At 59.4% G+C, this 16,729-nt stretch carries 12 protein-coding genes; 8 read left to right on the top strand and 4 right to left on the bottom strand.

The genetic code is table 11. The annotated features are described in order from the left end of the window. Positions 1 to 69: 69 nt before the first annotated feature. Both OP10G_RS12295 and OP10G_RS12300 read right to left on the bottom strand, forming a co-directional pair. On the bottom strand, positions 70 to 549 hold the full coding sequence (locus tag OP10G_RS12295; protein ID WP_025225587.1) for a thioredoxin family protein: 480 nt from the start codon (positions 547 to 549) through the stop codon (positions 70 to 72). A 49-nt stretch (positions 550 to 598) separates the two neighbouring features. Next, positions 599 to 2,584: a M13 family metallopeptidase gene (locus OP10G_RS12300; RefSeq protein ID WP_144241121.1), complete on the bottom strand. Its 1,986-nt coding sequence runs from the start codon at positions 2,582 to 2,584 to the stop codon at positions 599 to 601. Positions 2,585 to 2,712: 128 nt separating this feature from the next. Here OP10G_RS12300 and OP10G_RS12305 point away from each other — a divergent pair, with 128 nt between their 5' ends. The 3 genes from OP10G_RS12305 to OP10G_RS12315 all read left to right on the top strand — a co-directional run bounded on the left by OP10G_RS12305 (position 2,713) and on the right by OP10G_RS12315 (position 4,914). Then, positions 2,713 to 3,465, top strand: coding sequence for a hypothetical protein (locus tag OP10G_RS12305; protein ID WP_025225585.1), 753 nt, complete (start codon positions 2,713 to 2,715; stop codon positions 3,463 to 3,465). 241 nt (positions 3,466 to 3,706) lie between these two features. After that, positions 3,707 to 4,387, top strand: a complete 681-nt coding sequence (locus tag OP10G_RS12310; RefSeq protein WP_144241122.1) for a hypothetical protein — start codon at positions 3,707 to 3,709, stop codon at positions 4,385 to 4,387. Positions 4,388 to 4,455: 68 nt separating this feature from the next. After that, complete coding sequence (locus OP10G_RS12315) at positions 4,456 to 4,914, top strand: Crp/Fnr family transcriptional regulator (RefSeq protein ID WP_025225583.1); 459 nt, start codon at positions 4,456 to 4,458, stop codon at positions 4,912 to 4,914. Positions 4,915 to 5,209: 295 nt separating this feature from the next. On the opposite strand, the gene OP10G_RS12320 is transcribed toward OP10G_RS12315, so the two are convergent. Next, a complete protein-coding gene (locus tag OP10G_RS12320) occupies positions 5,210 to 8,386 on the bottom strand; it encodes a WD40/YVTN/BNR-like repeat-containing protein (protein WP_144241123.1) in 3,177 nt (1,058 codons plus the stop codon). 119 nt (positions 8,387 to 8,505) lie between these two features. Between OP10G_RS12320 and OP10G_RS12325 the strand changes: the two genes are divergently transcribed. From OP10G_RS12325 to OP10G_RS12345, 4 genes are all read left to right on the top strand, one after another. Continuing rightward, positions 8,506 to 9,423 (top strand): aldo/keto reductase, encoded by a 918-nt coding sequence (locus OP10G_RS12325; RefSeq protein ID WP_025225581.1) that lies wholly within the window; start codon positions 8,506 to 8,508, stop codon positions 9,421 to 9,423. A gap of 463 nt (positions 9,424 to 9,886) precedes the next feature. Then, positions 9,887 to 11,107, top strand: a complete 1,221-nt coding sequence (locus OP10G_RS12330; RefSeq protein ID WP_025225580.1) for a peptidoglycan-binding domain-containing protein — start codon at positions 9,887 to 9,889, stop codon at positions 11,105 to 11,107. Between the two features lie 22 nt (positions 11,108 to 11,129). Further along, positions 11,130 to 11,672, top strand: coding sequence for a hypothetical protein (locus OP10G_RS12335; protein WP_144241124.1), 543 nt, complete (start codon positions 11,130 to 11,132; stop codon positions 11,670 to 11,672). Between the two features lie 713 nt (positions 11,673 to 12,385). Then, the gene (locus OP10G_RS12345; RefSeq protein ID WP_052547728.1) at positions 12,386 to 13,309 is read left to right on the top strand and encodes a DUF5996 family protein; all 924 of its coding nucleotides are present in this window, start codon (positions 12,386 to 12,388) and stop codon (positions 13,307 to 13,309) included. Between the two features lie 19 nt (positions 13,310 to 13,328). Here the strand turns inward: OP10G_RS12345 and OP10G_RS12350 are convergent, their stop codons facing one another. Beyond that, positions 13,329 to 14,399, bottom strand: coding sequence for a ligand-gated ion channel (locus OP10G_RS12350; protein WP_025225576.1), 1,071 nt, complete (start codon positions 14,397 to 14,399; stop codon positions 13,329 to 13,331). Positions 14,400 to 14,511: 112 nt separating this feature from the next. Between OP10G_RS12350 and OP10G_RS12355 the strand changes: the two genes are divergently transcribed. Next, complete coding sequence (locus OP10G_RS12355; protein WP_025225575.1) at positions 14,512 to 16,677, top strand: WD40/YVTN/BNR-like repeat-containing protein; 2,166 nt, start codon at positions 14,512 to 14,514, stop codon at positions 16,675 to 16,677. Positions 16,678 to 16,729 lie beyond the last annotated feature (52 nt).

The raw sequence follows: 16,729 nt of genomic DNA on the forward strand, positions 1-16,729 counted from the left end.
GCCGGCGTGATACTGTTCCTTAAGCGCCATCCGAATTTGCATAACGATAGGCTACCGGTGGTTCCGGCTCTATCGCTTCCAGCGCTTCAGGAACTGCGTCACCGACGCCGGATCCATCTTTCGCATGGATTCGAACTCGCCCTGCTTTTGACTGAAAACCGGATGCCCTTTCGCGTCCAAGACGGCGAGAGCCGGCACGCCTTTTGCGAGGGGAACGCCGTACTGCTTGGCGATCTCCTGGTTTCGGTCGAATTGGCCGATGTTCACGTGCACCAAGACAAAGTGCGCCTTGACTAGGGACGCGTTTGGCTCTTGGTGGAAGAAGCGGTCGAGCACTCGGCAGTCGCCGCACCAGTCGCCTCCGAAGTCCAGGATCACTCGCTTGTGCTCCCGCCCGGCTTTAGCCAGCGCCGCCTTGATCTCCTTCGGAGCCACCTCGGGCTCCGGATAGATGCTCTCCTCCCGATTGGCCTGGGCAATCGCGGTCGTCGAGCTCACAATCAAAGCCGCTCCGGCAAGGCCGCCCAAGATTCGCTTGCGCTGTTTCATCGTTCCATTGTGGCCCTAGCGTCAGAGAGGGAGTCTCACGAGACGTCGGCTACCAAATGTCTGGACGAAGCGACGGGTCGCGCCACATTGGCTGGCCCGGCTTGACGCCGAACGCTTCGTAGAAATCCGGAAGGTTGGACAGCGGCCCGTTCACCCGCCACTTGGCGGGGGCGTGGACGTCACTCTTGAGACCTCGGGTTAGCGATTGTTCGGTCTGTTCCCGGAGCCAGCTAAGATCGTAGCCTAGGAAGAAGCGCTGCATCGGAGTGAGGCCGGCGATCTTCTTTCCCTCTTTGTACGATTTGCTTTCCTTGAAGGCATCGAGACCCAAGAGTAAACCGCCGTAATCGGCGATGTTCTCGCCGAGGGTGGCCTGGCCATTGATGTGCAGGCCGGGGAGCGGTTCGTAGCCGTCGAATTGCTTCACCATCAGGGCGGCTCGGTTCTCGAACTGGGCCGCGTCTTCCTTGGTCCACCAGTCCGCGAAGTTCCCCCTAAAGTCGAACTGCCGCCCCTGGTCGTCGAAGCCATGAGTCATCTCATGGCCGATCCAAGAGGCGCCGGCGTTGCCGTACAGCAGCGGCTCGTCGATCTCCGAATCTTTCAAACCGGGGATTGCGAATGCCGCCGCCGGCATTACGATCTCGTTGTTCGACGGGTTGTAGTAGGCGTTGAAGGTCTGGGGCGTGATATCCCACTCTTTCCGGTCGACCGGCTTTCCGAATTTCGAGATTTCGTCTCGGAAGCTCCACTGGGACGCGGCGATCATATTCTCGCAGAACGACGAGCGGCCGATCTTGAGTGCGGAATAGTCCTTCCACCGGTCGGGATAACCGACCTTTTTCACCATCGTTGCCAGCTTATGGTGGGCTTTGGCTTTGGTGGCGGGGCTCATCCAAGCCAAACGGTCGATCCGTTTGGCGTAGGTGCGTCGGAACGCTTCGATTAGATCCGAGTAGCGTTTCTTGGAAGCGGGCGGGAAGTACTCCTTGACGAAACTCTTGCCCAAGATGAATCCGATCGCCGAGTTCTCGGCTTCCAGCGCCCGCTTCCACCGGGGTTGCGGCTCTTTCTGCCCGGACAAAGTGCGGTTGTTGAAGTCGAAGCTCAGCGCCTCCGCCCGCTTGTTCAAGTACGGCGCGAATTGGCTGACCAAATGAAATCGGAGATAGGCGCGAAGATCCGCGGGCGGAGTGGCGGCGAGAAGCGTCTCGAGCCCGGAGAAGAACTCGGGTTGGCCGACCACGACCTCTTTCGGCCGCAGATTCCAAGTCGCGAGCGCCTCCACCCAAGGAATGGACGGATCCAGCTTCGCCTGGACCTCTGCCAGCGGCATCATGTGGTAGTTGCGATCGGTGTCGCGCAGCTCCTCGATTTTTCGGCTAACCGTGGCGAGCGCGGTTTCGAACTTCAGCACGCCTGGTGCATCGCTTCCGGACCCGCCGCTCAGCTCCAAAATCCCGGCAATGTATTTCAGATACTCGCCACGTATCGTGGCAAACCGCGGCTCCGAGTCCAGGTAATAGTCGCGCCCCGGCATTTCGAGGCCACCTTGGCTTAAGTGGAGCGACATCACGTCGCTACGCTTTTCATCCTGATAGACGTCGACGTTAAAGAATGGCCGAACGCCCAGCTCTTGGAGGGCAAAGCCGACGGAGATGGCGTCGCGAGTAGTCGCGACGCCGTCGATCTTCGTAAGCCAGGGGGCAAGCGGCTTGAGGCCGACTTGTTCTGCCTTCGCTTCGTCCATCGCAGCGACCCAGAAGTCGCCGATCTTTTGGTCGTCGGACCCTTCCGGAAATCTCCCGCTCGCCGCCTTCTTGTTCACTGCCAACTGGCGGGCGTAGAGCTCGTCGCGAACGAGATTCCCGATCCCCCAACCGCTCTCGGCGGGCGGGATCGGGTTCTTTCGGAACCAACCGCCATTCGCGTACTGAAAGAAATCGACGCCGGGGTCGACGGACGTGTCGATGTGACTTTGCAAAACGTCCGGAGCGGATCTTAGGAGAGCAACGGCGATAGCGAGAGCGATCACGAAGTTATTCTTACCTCCGGTCGGGCAGGACACGCCCGTACATATATTTGGTCTTGGGCGCAAGCCGTCAAAATAGCAATTTAATTCCGATAGAATATGATGGCGCTAAGGAGCGCAAGGGAGGATCCATGCGATTTCGAAATCTTGTGCCCCTACTCATCCTAAGTATCGGCTTCCTCGCCGGCTGCGGGGGCCGCGCGACGACGAAGGCCGTCAACCATTCCGTCGCCGGAGACTGGACCGGGACCTTCACGAAAGCCCGGCTTGCCGGGGCCACAGAAGGTCAGCTCGACATCAGCTATACCGAGTCGGGCAACTCCGTGTCGGGCTCCGCCCATCTCACCGTGGCGGCCACGCCGAGCACTACGGCGTCCTACGAAGGAACCCTGACCGGGACCAACACCAACGGAAACCTGGACGCGACCATCACCTTCAGCCCCGAACTGCCGGGCGCGGTTGCCACCGTTCACATCGCTGGCACCGTGGCCAACGGAAGCTTCACGGGCGACTACACTGCAGGGACCGAGACTGGGGCCGTCTCTATGTCCCACTTCACTCAGGCGCTCCCGGTTATACCGGTCGGCTCCATCTGGCTGGGCACGATGACTGATGTCGTCAATGGCCAGACCCAGCACCTACGGATATTCGTTGCCGCGGTTGACGGCATTCACTTTTCCGGCACGTTCTCTGTCGAAACACAATTCAACGGTGCCTTCGAGGGGACCCAGATTGGGAATAACTCCTCATTCTCTATGACGACGATGCTCCATTCCTTTTTTGTCGGCTCGGTGGTCGACGGGAAGCTAAGCGGCACCTGGGTTAACCCGGATCTCGCGAATAGCCATGGCACTTACGAGATCACCAACCAATCCGCCGGCTAGGCGGGTGGACTCCTCGGCGCTCGTTCGGACGAACGAGCGCCGGTACGGAGGATTGCTTATATTTTAAAATCTCCTAGCTTTCTCTCCGATCTCGTCGTTTGCTTACCTAGGCCAGAATCCGCTTCCTGCGAATTCAACCTGCTTTCCTTTGCAGTCTGAGGTGTCGTAGAATGGCTTCGTCACGAAGAGGTGAAAGTTGAAGTTCCTTAAGTTAATAGGTGTATTTTTCGTTCTGATCCTGATGCTCGTATCCGCTGGGTGCGGCGGTGGCGGAAGTTCGTCGAACTCCGGGCCAAACGCGGACGGCGTCTATACGTGCAGCTACAACCGGGGCGCGGGAACCGTCCAAATCCAGATTCACGACCGCAATAAGGTCAACATCCAGGTGCTGGACGGCGCCGAATACTACAACGGCTCCGGAACTTTGAACTCGCAGTTGCACTTCAGCATCTCATGTGTCTCAAACACGGTGCCGGCTAAGACGATAGTGGTCGTTGGCGACATCACCCAACTGCAGGACCACACGTTCCAAATCGCGATCTCGATCACGGGCGCCTTTACGGCAAGTGGTACCGGCGTGTTCCAGGTCCCTTCGATTACGGCGGCTTTTGCCGGCGACTACACGGGCTTGAACAACGGCGCGTTCACCGGACATTGGACGATGCACATCGCGACGAACGGCGATATCCATATGCAGACCGTGTTGAACAACCAGACCTACAACGTGTACGGGACTCTGGACGGGTTCTATGTACATTTGCACTGGGAGATTCCTCCCGGACACGGCGACATCTTCGCTCAGTTCCTTCTGGGGCCGAACAACATGAAGCTCGTCTCGGGCGACTGGTTCCTGAACAACTACGACGGCCACAGTAATAACGCCCAGGGGCGTTTCTCTGGCGACGCCGGGCACGGCGGCTAAGCGTCGATATGCCTCTCCCGCTCCGGCGGGAGAGGTCGCGGCTTGCGATGCGCCAGTAAAATAACCAGATGCTTCCTACCGAAGCGCTAAGGAAAGTATCGATATTCGAGGACCTGGAGGAGAGCCTACTGCGGCTTCTCACCGTCCGTTCGCGTGAGAAAACCTTTGCGGCCGGGGAGCGGCTGATGGTGCAAGGCGAGGCGGGGACGTCGCTCTGCGTCTTGCTGGAAGGGAGGGTAAGCGTCGAGCAGCGGGCGCCGTCCGGTCAGCTGGTTCAGTTGGCCGAGCGGGGGGCCGGGGAATGCTTCGGTGAAATGAGTCTCATCGACAGCGGGGGCCGTTCCGCGGACGTGATTGCGCTTGAGGATTGCAGGGTGCTCATCGTGAACCAAGACACGTTCGAGCAACTCGTTCTCGGCCACCCACGGTCAGCCCTCGCCATGATGCGAACCCTCGTCCGCCGTCTCCGGGACCAGTCGCAAAAGATGGCGGAAGCCGCGAGCCAAAGCTCCGCCGACGAGGGATAAGCGCGTTACCGAGGATCGGGCTCGTTGTGCCACCGCCTGCTGGAGATGTTGATTTACGATTGAGCCTTGTAGTGTAGCTAATTAACCCGCATTAGCCATGAGCGATCCCTCCAGACGCGCCGTCTGGAAGGTCCCGCAGGAGCGGGGATCTTTTTTTAGACAAGCCCGACCGATGGTCGGACCCTGCCAGACGGCGCGTCTGGAGGGATCAGTAACGAAGGCTTTGCCATTACCCGTTTAGCCGCGCGAGGTCCTTCCGGCGACAAATCCCCGGTCCATGGGAAAGCGGGATCGTTCAATGGCCCTTCTTCGCCGGCACCGGCGGCAGGTAGCGCTTGGACGGGGAGGGCGGATCGATGAGCGGGGGAGCGGGCGGGATCGGCGATAGGTTGTGCTTAGCCAGCAAGGAGTTGAACTCCGAAAGCTCTTTTTGATTGAGCCCACGCCACTTATCCGTAAGCTCCTTCAGGCTGAGCCAGGCCGCGGCAGAGTTGCGTTCCACCGATTCCGTAGGCCCGACGTCCCCGAAATCCAGGTCGTTGAGCGCCGAGATCAGGTGCTGGTCCATGCCGACGAAGTCGGTGGTCGATTCCGGAATAAACAAGATCCCGTGCCGAACGGTTGAGCCGCCGATCGCCGCCAGCTTGTCGTCGAACGCCTTCGCCGCTTTACTCACCTCGTCGCCAGGGTTTCCGGCAACGACCTTTGCAACGGCGGCGCGGAGCGCCGTGACCTGCTGGTAACCGTCCCACGCCTCCTGAATTCCGGCGTAAAGGCGCATCTGGATCTCATGGAGAGCTTCCATCCCGCGCTGCGTGCCGGGTGAGCGGGGATCGTTCACTACGGTGATCGGCTGAGTGTAGGTCTTGCCGTCCACGGTTAGGCGGGCCGTGTAGGTTCCCGGGACCGCAAGCGGACCTTCGTTGGCGAACGGCGTGTGGTGCTCGTCCGCCCCGGTGGTGTAGCTCGGATCGTGAAAGAAGGCGGGCGGGCTGTCGTACCTCAGGTTCCAGTTGACTCGGTTCAAGCCGAGGTCGGTCGGCATCGGGTTCCGCGGTTCGAACCAGAAATCCGGCACCGCGGGCTTCGGATCGGTGTAGGGAGGGATCGGCGCGCTCGACATGTGCCGCACCACGTGCCCGGCGCTATCCAAAATCTCCAAGGCCACGAGCCCATTCGGCTTCGCCGCCAGCGAATAGTCGATCGACGCACCTACCGGAGGGTTCGCCGCATGCGGCACTTCCGGTGGGAACGGCGTGTCTTGGCCGGGGTTTCGGCGCACGCGGATCGCGGTCGCCGGCTTGAATAGATGGACCGGCTCCGCCGATGTCGCGGGAGATATCTCTCGGAGCGGAGAGAAGTCGTCCAGAATCCAGATGCCGCGCCCGAACGTGGCCAAGATCAGGTCGTCGCCGTGCAAGAGCATGTCGCTGGGAGGCGTGTTGGGCAGATTAAGGGTGAGCGGTTCCCATCGATCTCCATCATTGACCGAATAAAACACGTCGGAGCCGGCGGTAATAAAGAGCAGCCCGGACCGCTTAGTATCGCTTCTCAGCACGAAAGGCCCGGATTGCTCGGGGTCCACGGGGAGGCCCGACATAATCTCGGTCCACGTGTGGCCGAAATCGTTCGTGCGGTAGACCCGCGGCTTTCGTTCACTGCCCGTACGCCAGGTGATTACCGCGTATGCCGCCGACTTGTTCGTTCCGGCCGCCTCGATCCAAGAGACGGACGACCGTTCGCTTCCCGCCATCTTCGGGGGAGTTACCTCTTGCCAGCTCTTGCCGTGGTCTCGAGTGAGTTGAATGAGTCCGCTCCCGGTCCCCACCCAAATGATCCGCGGGTCTAGCCGAGACGCCGATATTGTTCCGATGGAAAAGGTCGGTTTCGGATCTTTCGGTTTTGGCGTTCCATGCAGAGTCAGATCAGGGCTCAGGGGATGCCAAGTCGCGCCTCGGTCCTTTGAGGAGAGGAGATACTGGGCGCCCGCCAGCAGCTCGTGCGGGTCGCCGGCCGAGAAGACGATGGCGTTCGGCCCGCGAAGCTCTTCGCCGGGCGCGACCGGGGGATTGATCGGCGTCCACTGTCCACTCGGAAACATAACGCGAAGAAGGCCGCCGGTTCCGAAGCAATACGAGATATTCGGATCGAGTGGGTCGATGACCATCGGGCCGAACTCCGAACCCGGATGCGGGGTCCAATCGGTCGGCAAGATTTGGCCGAGATTGCCTCGGCTGCTGGTGCCGATGGCGCCGCTATCTTGTTGGGTGCCGTAAACCCAATACGGCCACTGGTTATCGACCCCAATGTGATAAAACTGCCCCGTCGGCTGGTTGTACCAAGAACCCCAAGTCGCCCCGCCATCCAGAGTGACCATCGCCCCTTGGTCTCCGCCCAACAGTTGATGGGTCCCGTCGGTCGGGTCGATCCAAAGCTGTTGAGGATCGTCCCCTCCGGGCGCTCCCTTGAACGCTTCGAAGGTATTCCCGCCGTCCACCGAGCGGTAATCGCAGGTGGCGAGGGTGTACACGATGTCCGGATTCTTCGGGTCCACATAGACGCCCGAGGTGTAGTTCCCCTGCCCGTTCGCAATGCGGGCGTCATCGGCGGCCATCCGTCGCCAAGAGTTTCCGCCGTCGTCCGATCGGTAAAGGCCAAAGGTTCCGATCAAGTAAACGCGTTGCGAATCGGTTCCCTGGGCGACGGCGATAGTGCACCGGCCGTTGATTTCCGGGAGTCCGGTCGGGGTGAGCTTTTTCCAGGTTTGTCCCTCATCGGCGGAACGGTAGATCGCCGTTCCGGACGGAACCTTGGCTCCGGGGCGAAAGCTCGCGGGATCGCGATACCAGCGCTGGCTCAGCGCGAAAACGACGCTGGGCTTGTCGTACGCCCTTGCGAGGTGCTGAATGCCGATCTGGTTGTCGACGAAAAGCGTCTTCGTCCAGCTCTTGCCGCCGTCGGTGGTGCGGTACACGCCGCGCTCATCTCCGGGCTTTCGACCGCTCCCGGTCGCGGCGAGAAGAACCGTGTCCGGATCTTTTGGATCGACAAGGATGGTCGGGATCACCTTGGTGCCTTCCAAGCCGAGCAGCTTCCAAGTCGCGCCGGCGTCATCGGAGCGGTAAACTCCGGCTCCCTCGCTCCCCCCGCTGATCTCGCCGGTACCGGCGTAGACGATGGAAGGATTTGACGGCGCCACTTGAATTGCTCCGATTGCCGACGTTGCCTCGACGGTGTCGAAGACAGGGAACCAAGTCTGCCCGGCGCTCGTGGTCTTCCAGACTCCTCCATTCGGAAGCCCCATGTAGAACACGGCTGGATTTCCCGGAATCCCGGCTACCGCCGAAACGCGCCCGGCGCGGAACGGACCGATGTTCCGCCACTTCAGGCCCCCGAGCCCTCCCGGCGATTGGGCCATCGCGCCCCCACCGGCTAAGCAAGCTACTGCGGCAATTATCCTAACGACTCTCATCTTCTATCCAAACCCCTCGACGCGTCGAGAGTAGCGTATTCCATATCGATGTTCCGGCTTCGTTGGTTCCAAATTCTCCGGTTGCCGGGACAAGCGTCCGTAGCGGTACGCTCTGCGCCGTGAATACGTTGAGGATCGGCACGTCAGATTTGGAAGTCTCCGAGGTTTCGCTCGGGTGCATGCGCATCGGGGGAATGGAGGCGGCCAAGGTCGATGAACTCATCCAGACCTCGCTAGACCTGGGGATCGACTTCTACGACCATGCCGACATCTATGGGGGAGGGAAGTGCGAAGAGGTGTTCGCGGCCTCCGTCGCGCGACTCGGGATCGGCCGGGACAAGCTCGTGCTTCAGAGCAAATGCGGCATCCGGAAGGGGTACTTCGATTTCAGCAAGGAGCACATCCTCACCTCCGTCGACGGCATCCTCAAGCGGCTCGATACGCACTATATCGACGTTCTGCTCCTCCATCGCCCAGACACGCTAGTTGAGCCGGAAGAGGTCGCGGAAGCGTTCACCACCCTCTCCCAAAGCGGCAAGGTGCGGAACTTCGGCGTGAGCAACTTCAATCCCGGCCAAATCGAATTGCTTCAGGCTTCTCTGCCGATGAAGCTGCAGGCGAACCAGCTCCAGCTCAGCATCACCAACACCGGAATGATCGACCGGGGCCTCACGGTGAACATGAAGCACAACAACTCGATCGACCGGGACGGCGGAATCCTCGACTACTGCCGGCTCAAAAAGATCACGATCCAGGCGTGGTCGCCGTTCCAGTACGGCTTCTTCGAGGGGGTCTTCATCGACAACGATAAATTCCCCGAGCTGAACAAGGTGCTCGGCGACCTGAGCGAAGAGTACGGCGTCACCAAAACCGGCCTCGCCATCGCCTGGATTCAGCGTCACCCGGCCAAGATCCAATCCGTCCTCGGCACCACGAACCCCGACCGAGTCCGCCAAGTCGCCGACGCCTGCAAGATCCAACTCACCAGACCTCACTGGTACGAGATCTACCGTGCCGCGGGCAACATCCTTCCGTAACGCTTTCGCCCACCTTCTCTTTACGATGTTCGTCCACTATTGCTGGAACGAGCAGCTTTATTGGCTCTCTACTACGGAGCAATCGATCAAGAAGCTGGACACTCTAAGCATCGCGGGAGGTGTAGGAGAGATACAGTACCAAACTGATGTGCAGCGGTTTCCAGTTTCAGGAATTCTATAGTACTATAGAATTCTTATGGTTGGAAAAGGTCTGCGACTATCTGTGGCCCTATCCTGCGGGATTTTGGCATTGGCAGCGACGGTTTCGGGGCAGGTGCAAAGACTCGGGATTCCTGTGGGCAATTTCGCGCTGCGCGCCTCTGGGGCTTCGGCCGTTCCGAGTTTTTGCCTCGATCTATCAAGGCATGCGCCCAGTCCGGAAACACCGTATAACTCCCTTCTAACTCCGTCGAGTGACGTCGACGTCGTCTATCGAAGCGGAACTCGAAAGTGGTCGGAGAGTTTGGGCACCGCTCTTGCCGAAAAGCACATTAGGATTGAGTCAAACAAAGTCACTGTTTCAGAGATCCGGTCCATGGCGGCTGATCCCAGAACTGGGTCGAAAGAGCGCATCGGACTCACCAGCCTCTTAAGGGCATATGAATCGAGATCCGCCTTTGAAAAGCTGATGTTCGAGCAAAGGCTTGCCCGCATCAATGACTTCAGTCATATCTCAGTAGTTAACCTCACCCCGTATCCTGCTGTCTTGGCGGTCCATGAACCCGCGGCTTTTGGAACCCAACCGGAAACAACCTATCGAAGCGAAGTGAGCCGGCTTGGCATCGGCGTTTCCAATTTAGTCGTCTGGAAGAAGAATACGGAGGATCTCCAAGGCAGCCTCCGCGCCCTAGGCTTCTATAAGGGCGGCATCGACGGAAAGGATGGTCCTGCGACCCGCTCCGCAACAAAGAGATATCAAAAGAGCCGCAAACTCGAGCCTTCCGGAATGGCGGACGCCCAGACGCTGGAAAGTATTAAGTCGGATACTCTCAGTGCCGACGTTAGAGCGGTTCAAGCCCATCTGGGCGCCAATCGAGAGCTACTTTTTCTAGAGCGAACCAGCGATCCTAGCCGGGAACGCTTTACCGTGATTTTACCAAGCGGGGAGCGAACCTTGCCTTCCGAGAGCGTATCTTCGGCCGTCCGGTCGGCAATCCATGCTCGGTCGGGCAAGGGAGTGGACGAGTTTGTGATTGTTGGCGAAGACCTGACCGACCGGCAGGCTGATGCCGTCGAGGCAGCGGTCGGAGGAGATGGCGGCTTACCACCGAACACGCGGGTAAGGGTTATGTCCGGGGGCATGGACGATCACGGACGTATCGATGTGAGCTTCTTCCGTGAGCAACATAAAGTGATCGCCGTAAGTGATCCCGTTGCCGTCATGCGAGGCAAGAGACGTGGATGGTTTCAGGCAAATGTCGAACTGCGCAATCGCTTCAAGCGCGCTAGGGAGATGAAGATCGTGACTCGCACGAGAGACCTAGCCAACGCCTACGTGACGTCATTCCGAAACCTCATAGCCTTAAACGACTATTCTGACATCCTAAGCTTGATTGCCGGCGTAAAGGCAAACGCGCAGCGGACCGTCAAGCACCGCGCCGGAGAGGCACGAATTGAATTTAAGGGCCGGAGATGGTTCGTGCGTCTTGAGCGGAAGGGGGCCGCGGCCCGAAATGTTTGTTGATGCGACGGAAAGTTGCCGGTGCTTGATGGCGCTTCCGGGGAGCACAGCAGAATTTCAGCGACAAAGTGAAGATCGTCAAAATCACGACTATGCCCCCAACCTCGTCAAATTCGAAGCTGTATTTCGTGTAGATCTATGGGAACCATTCAAGGCGTTTTGTGAAGAAGTGCGCGGTCTGGGAGTCGACGTAGTTTGCGAGACAAGCCTGAGCACATTTGCTCAGGCGACTTCCGATCAAGCAAGACCCGTGGTGATCCTCTTTGCGCACTGGACGGGGAGTTTGCTAGAATTCTCCGACGGTCTCAAGACGATCGACCAGGTAATCGATGCTGTTCCCGGTGCTTTCGACGGCTTGATTGATTTATGCGTTTGTCACCCGGAGCCTTTGACTCGCCTTCTAATTCGACGTCGACCCAGGATGGTAGTCAAAGACCTCTCGGTGGAGGCAACTCCCAGCTACTGGTTTAAGTTTTACGCGCGCGTGTTCCACTATCTGAAGGAGCAACCGCAAAGTTTCGTAAGAGCTCATGAACGAGCCAGGGCGGAGCAGCTAAGCCGTGGATGAGAGTTTAGCTATGCTCATCCGATCTGTCCTCGATCGGAATCGTCTGTTTACGACGAAAGCCGGCCCACACCATAAGGCGCCGGCCACCGAAGAGGAGTGGAAAGCAGATCTACGCCAAAGCCTTAGAAGGTTTCAGCTAATCAATGACATCGTATTTTTCATAGGCATAGGCAGTTACGTTGCGATCATCGCTTTGGCGATATCGCTAGTCATTGTGCATATTAAGAACCCTTTAGTGGTTGCCGCGATGGTAGGAGGATCGGTTCTTTCGATCGCCACACTTGGACACTCGATCATAAAATTCAGTCTGCGAAAGTATGTGACGGACTTGATACTACGAAGAACGAACGACCTTCCTTCCGACGACGCGATTCGATACCTCCTTGCAATGCTTCACGGTGAGGCAGAGCCGGTGTCCGCCGCCAACGCTTTCAAAGGTCAATTGGCAACTGAGACGGCTCCCCTCGCCAAATCCGGGAGCGACGACTCAAAGCCCAGAGATTGAGTCCCTTATTAGAGTGACAACAATGACGGCTCTCGACGTGAAGGGAGGTCTGGAAAACTTGCCGGACCGCCGTCGTCAGGTGCCGCTCAAAGGGGAGCCGAAACGTAAGCACTGATCGATTCCTGACCGGACTGGACAGCTTCTTGAGAGCTACTTGAGGGGCGGCCTATGTTGCAACTCTCGTCGTTACTCGGCGTACACTGGCGGAATGAGTGGAGAGTGGCCGGAGTTATCGTTTGAGGTGTGGGCCGACACCTACGCCACGCTCCACATGTGGACCCAGATTGTAGGAAAGGTCTGCCTGGCCCTGACGCCGAGGTCGAACCATTATTGGAACATCGCGTTCCAGGTTGGGGCATCCGGGCTCATCACGCCGGTTATGCCGTACGGTGATCGGTCGTTCTCCGTGATCTTTAACTTTCTCGAAGATAACCTCGAGATCCATTGCTCGGACGGCGGGCTCCGCCGCTTAAAGCTCGAGCCGATGAGCGTGGCGACGTTTTACCGACGATTCAAAGTCGAGCTGCGATCTATGGGAATCGAGGTCAAGATCTGGCCGATGCCGGTCGAGATTCCGAATCCGATCCGTTTCACGGACGACGAGATGCACGCGTCTTACAACGACGACCAGGTGAGAGCTTGGTGGCGGGCCATGCTCGCGATGAAGCCGGTGATGGAGGAATTCCGGTGCGAGTTCGTCGGGAAATGTAGTCCGGTCCACTTTTTCTGGGGAAGCTTCGACCTTGCGGTGACCCGCTTCTCCGGTCACCGAGCCCCGCCCAAACCGGAGATGGGCGACATGTACGCCGAGGCTTACTCCCACGAAGTGATCAGCCACGGCTTCTGGCCCGGCAGCGGTCCGGTACACGAGGCGGCGTTCTACGCTTACGCGGTTCCCGAGCCTGCCGGTTTTGCGACCGCGTCGATCGAACCCTCGGCCGCTTATTACCACTCGGAGCTTCACGAGTACATCCTCCCGTACGAGGCAGTGCGAACCGCGTCATCGCCGGAGGCGACCCTCCTCGCGTTTCTGCGCACCACCTACAACGCGGGCGCTGATCTCGGCAACTGGGATCGAAAGGAGCTGGAGAGATGGCGATGGGCTAGAACAAGCAAATCGGAAGCTTCATGAGACAACGATGCTGTGAGGGTCAAAGGACGCCGTAAGCTTTGGCCAGGCAGAGCATCGACAGAAGAAATACCAACGGAAAGGCGAACCGGCAAATCCGGTCGAGGCGCAGGGCTTTCGCGGTCCTTTCGGAGCTGTGGTAGTGGTAACTGACCACGTTTTCGATCATGAGGAGCGAGGAGTAGACCAGCGAGAGGATGACGATGCTGTCCAGGAACGTGTCGTAGACGTGAGCCGGTAGATACGTAGTGATGGTAAAGCCGTACGCCGCCGCCGTGAGCATGCCGGTCAGAGTGGCGCTGATGCGGTCCTTGACGTCGTGGGGAGGAACCCACAGGACCCCGCACAGGAGAAGCATGACCACCGCCAAGGGGACGAAGAATTTGGAAACGAAGAAGCCGGGGACGCGCTGGATCGACACGTCCGCCTCGATCTCGCTGAAGCTCGTTCGGTCTCGGATCCCCTTTCGCTCGTGGACCTTCTCGTCCACGCCCAGCATGCTCCAACCAGACATCCGGAAAGTGGGCGATAGTCCGACGATCGTCTTGTCTACGCTGAAAACCAGCTCGTCAGACCCATAGGCGAACGAGGCTAGATGTACCCGAAGACGTTGAGAGTCGAACGGGAATTTCGACATCTCGAAAACGGAATCCAGCGCTACGGAAATTTTTTCTCGGAAGAGCACGCTTCCGTCGGAGGAGATCATCAGCTCCTCGTTCTCGATCGTTGGCTTGCCGATTTGGTTGACGAACTGCACGGTCGGCCACCAAATCTTTTCCAGCATCTCGTTGGCATCCTCCTCGAGGTAGACCTTGACCTTCGCGCCCACCTTGGCGGTATCGAATGCGAGCCGAGGGTCCCGCCACTCCAAATCGAGGGCGCCATGGAGCGTGAACCGATTCGTGCCCTCGTCGATGCCGGAAATCTCCTCGACGTAAAGTCCCGCTCTCACCGGAACCGGCTCTCGCCCGTTGCTTGGAGGGGTCACGGCTACTTGGGCCAGTTGGAGTTTCGCCGGGTGGTTTTGAGCCAGCCCAAGGCTGGCCATGCCCAAAGTGAGCAACGCAACGAGGGAGACGAGCCGGTATGACATCGGGAATATGCGTGCGAATCTCAGCTTCCCATTAAGACACGCTTGCGCTAACGATATAGTAAGGCGTCTGCTTCGCTCGGATTACCGAATGAGCCGGAGCCCTAACCTAATCATGCAAAGCCGCTGGATCCTATCTCTACTATCCGTGACCCTGGTGTCGCTCGCCGCATCTCAAACGCCGAAGAGCGTGCCGTACAACTGGAAGAACGTTCAGATGGTCGGGGCCGGATTTGTCGACGGCATCGTCTTCCACCCGACGGCGAAGGATGTCCGGTACGCCCGCACGGACATGGGCGGGGCTTACCGCTGGGACGCTGGACGTCGCCGATGGGCGCCGATACTGGACTGGGTACCGTTCAACGATCTCAACTTCATGGGGGTCGAGAGCATCGCCGTCGATCCGGCCAACCCTCGAAACGTTTATCTGGCGTGTGGGACCTACACCAATTCGGGAACCCCGAATGGAGCGATCCTCCGCTCTCGAGACGGCGGCCGCACGTTCTCTACGACCCGAGTGCCGTTTAAGTTCGGCGGCAACGAGAACGGACGCGGCAACGGCGAGCGTATGACCGTCGATCCGAACGATCCTCGGCGGCTGCTCTTGGGTACCCGGCACGATGGCCTTTGGCGTAGTGACGACGGCGCGGTCACCTGGCATCGCCTGGAGAGCTTCACGCCCCTCGGCGGGCCCCGCGGCGCCGGGGTTGTGGTAACGCTATTCGATCCGAACTCGGGTAGCCGGGGGAAGGGGAGTCGAACCGCTTATGTCGCCGTCTCGAACGCGACCGGCCCTAACCTTTTTGTCACAACGGATGACGGCGCGACCTGGGCGCCCGTACCCAATGCGCCTACCGGCCTTTATCCCACCCACATGGTCCGGGGCGGCGATGGCGCGCTTTGGCTTACGTACGGTTCCAACCCCGGTCCGCAAGGGATGACGGACGGGGCGGTTTGGAAGTACAAGGGTGGGGCTTGGTCCGACGTCACGCCCGAGAAAGGTCGTTTCGGTTACGGCGCCGTCAGCGTTCAAATGGGCCGCCCCGACACGGTCATTGTTTCGACCTTCTTCCATCCCCCGCATGAGCAGATCTTCCGTACCACTGACGGGGGAAAGAGCTGGCGGCCCACGATTGGAGGCAAAGAGACTTTCGACTACTCGAAAGCTCCTTACATCTCACGCACCGGAATCCACTGGCTGTTCGATATCGAGATCAACCCCCGCAATCCCGACCACGCCATCTTTACCACCGGCTACGGTGGGCACGAGACTTTCAACCTGACCGATGCCGATCGCGGCAAGCCCGTGATCTGGCATGCGATGGCGACCGGAATCGAGGAGTCGGTCGGTTTGGAGCTCCTCAGTCCCACCCAAGGGGTTCCACTCGTGACGGCGATCGGTGACTACGGCGGCTTCGTTCACCGGGACCTCGATAAACCGGCTCCGGAGGGTAATTTCACGAACCCGCATTTTGGGAACACGACGGGAGTCGCCGCTGGGGATCTCGCCCCGCTAACGATCGTAAGAGTGGGCAGCGCCTCTGGCGGCAATCGCGGCAACATCGGCTACTCGATCGATGGCGGCAAGTCTTGGAATCCGACCAAGAGTGCTCCGACCGGCGCCCGCGAGGGTCATATCGCCGTCTCCGCGGATGGTAAGACCTGGGTCTGGAGTCTGCGTAACGGTGCTTTCCGAACCTCCGACCGTGGTGACACGTGGGCTCCCGTTGCCCTTCCCGCGGGTCTGCGAGTGATTGCCGACCATGTGGATTCCAGCCGCTTCTATGCCCTCGACCTGTTTGGCGGCAAGCTGTTTACGAGCAGCGACGGTGGCGCGACCTTCGTGGAAAAGAGCTTCACCCTTGCCGGCGGACTTCCCCGACGCGGAGGCGACCGGATGGACGCCCGCGCCGGTCAAGACCAGCTCTACGCGACGCCGGGCCGAACGGGAGATCTTTGGATCGCCGCCTTCGACGGCCTCCACCACTCGGTCGACGGAGGGACGACCTTTATGAGAATGGGCCACATTCGTGAGCTGCACGCCTTCGGCTTCGGTAAGGCCGCCCCCCATTCCAAGCTACCGGCCATGTATGTCGTTGGGTCGGTGGACGGGCGGCGAGGCATCTTCCGTTCCGACGACGGCGCAGCCTCCTGGGCAAGGATTAACGACGACGATCACCAATGGGGCCTGGTCCTCCAAATCGCCGGCGACCCGAAGCGCTACGGACGCGTCTACGTTGGCACCCATGGCCGCGGCGTCTTCTACGGCGACCCACGATAGAGAACACGGGCGGCCAGCGTAAGCAATAATGCGTGGCACAACGTCTTCAAAT

This window comes from Fimbriimonas ginsengisoli Gsoil 348 (assembly GCF_000724625.1).
GTDB lineage: Bacteria > Armatimonadota > Fimbriimonadia > Fimbriimonadales > Fimbriimonadaceae > Fimbriimonas > Fimbriimonas ginsengisoli.

Excerpts from the sequence above, each read along its gene's own strand:
- OP10G_RS12295 (WP_025225587.1), bottom strand. The coding sequence starts at position 549 with ATGAAACAGCGCAAGCGAATCTTGGGCGGCCTTGCCGGAGCGGCTTTG.
- OP10G_RS12305 (WP_025225585.1), top strand. The coding sequence starts at position 2,713 with ATGCGATTTCGAAATCTTGTGCCCCTACTCATCCTAAGTATCGGCTTC.
- OP10G_RS12310 (WP_144241122.1), top strand. The coding sequence starts at position 3,707 with ATGCTCGTATCCGCTGGGTGCGGCGGTGGCGGAAGTTCGTCGAACTCC.
- OP10G_RS12315 (WP_025225583.1), top strand. The coding sequence starts at position 4,456 with ATGCTTCCTACCGAAGCGCTAAGGAAAGTATCGATATTCGAGGACCTG.
- OP10G_RS12320 (WP_144241123.1), bottom strand. The coding sequence starts at position 8,386 with ATGAGAGTCGTTAGGATAATTGCCGCAGTAGCTTGCTTAGCCGGTGGG.
- OP10G_RS12345 (WP_052547728.1), top strand. The coding sequence starts at position 12,386 with ATGAGTGGAGAGTGGCCGGAGTTATCGTTTGAGGTGTGGGCCGACACC.
- OP10G_RS12350 (WP_025225576.1), bottom strand. The coding sequence starts at position 14,399 with ATGTCATACCGGCTCGTCTCCCTCGTTGCGTTGCTCACTTTGGGCATG.
- OP10G_RS12355 (WP_025225575.1), top strand. The coding sequence starts at position 14,512 with ATGCAAAGCCGCTGGATCCTATCTCTACTATCCGTGACCCTGGTGTCG.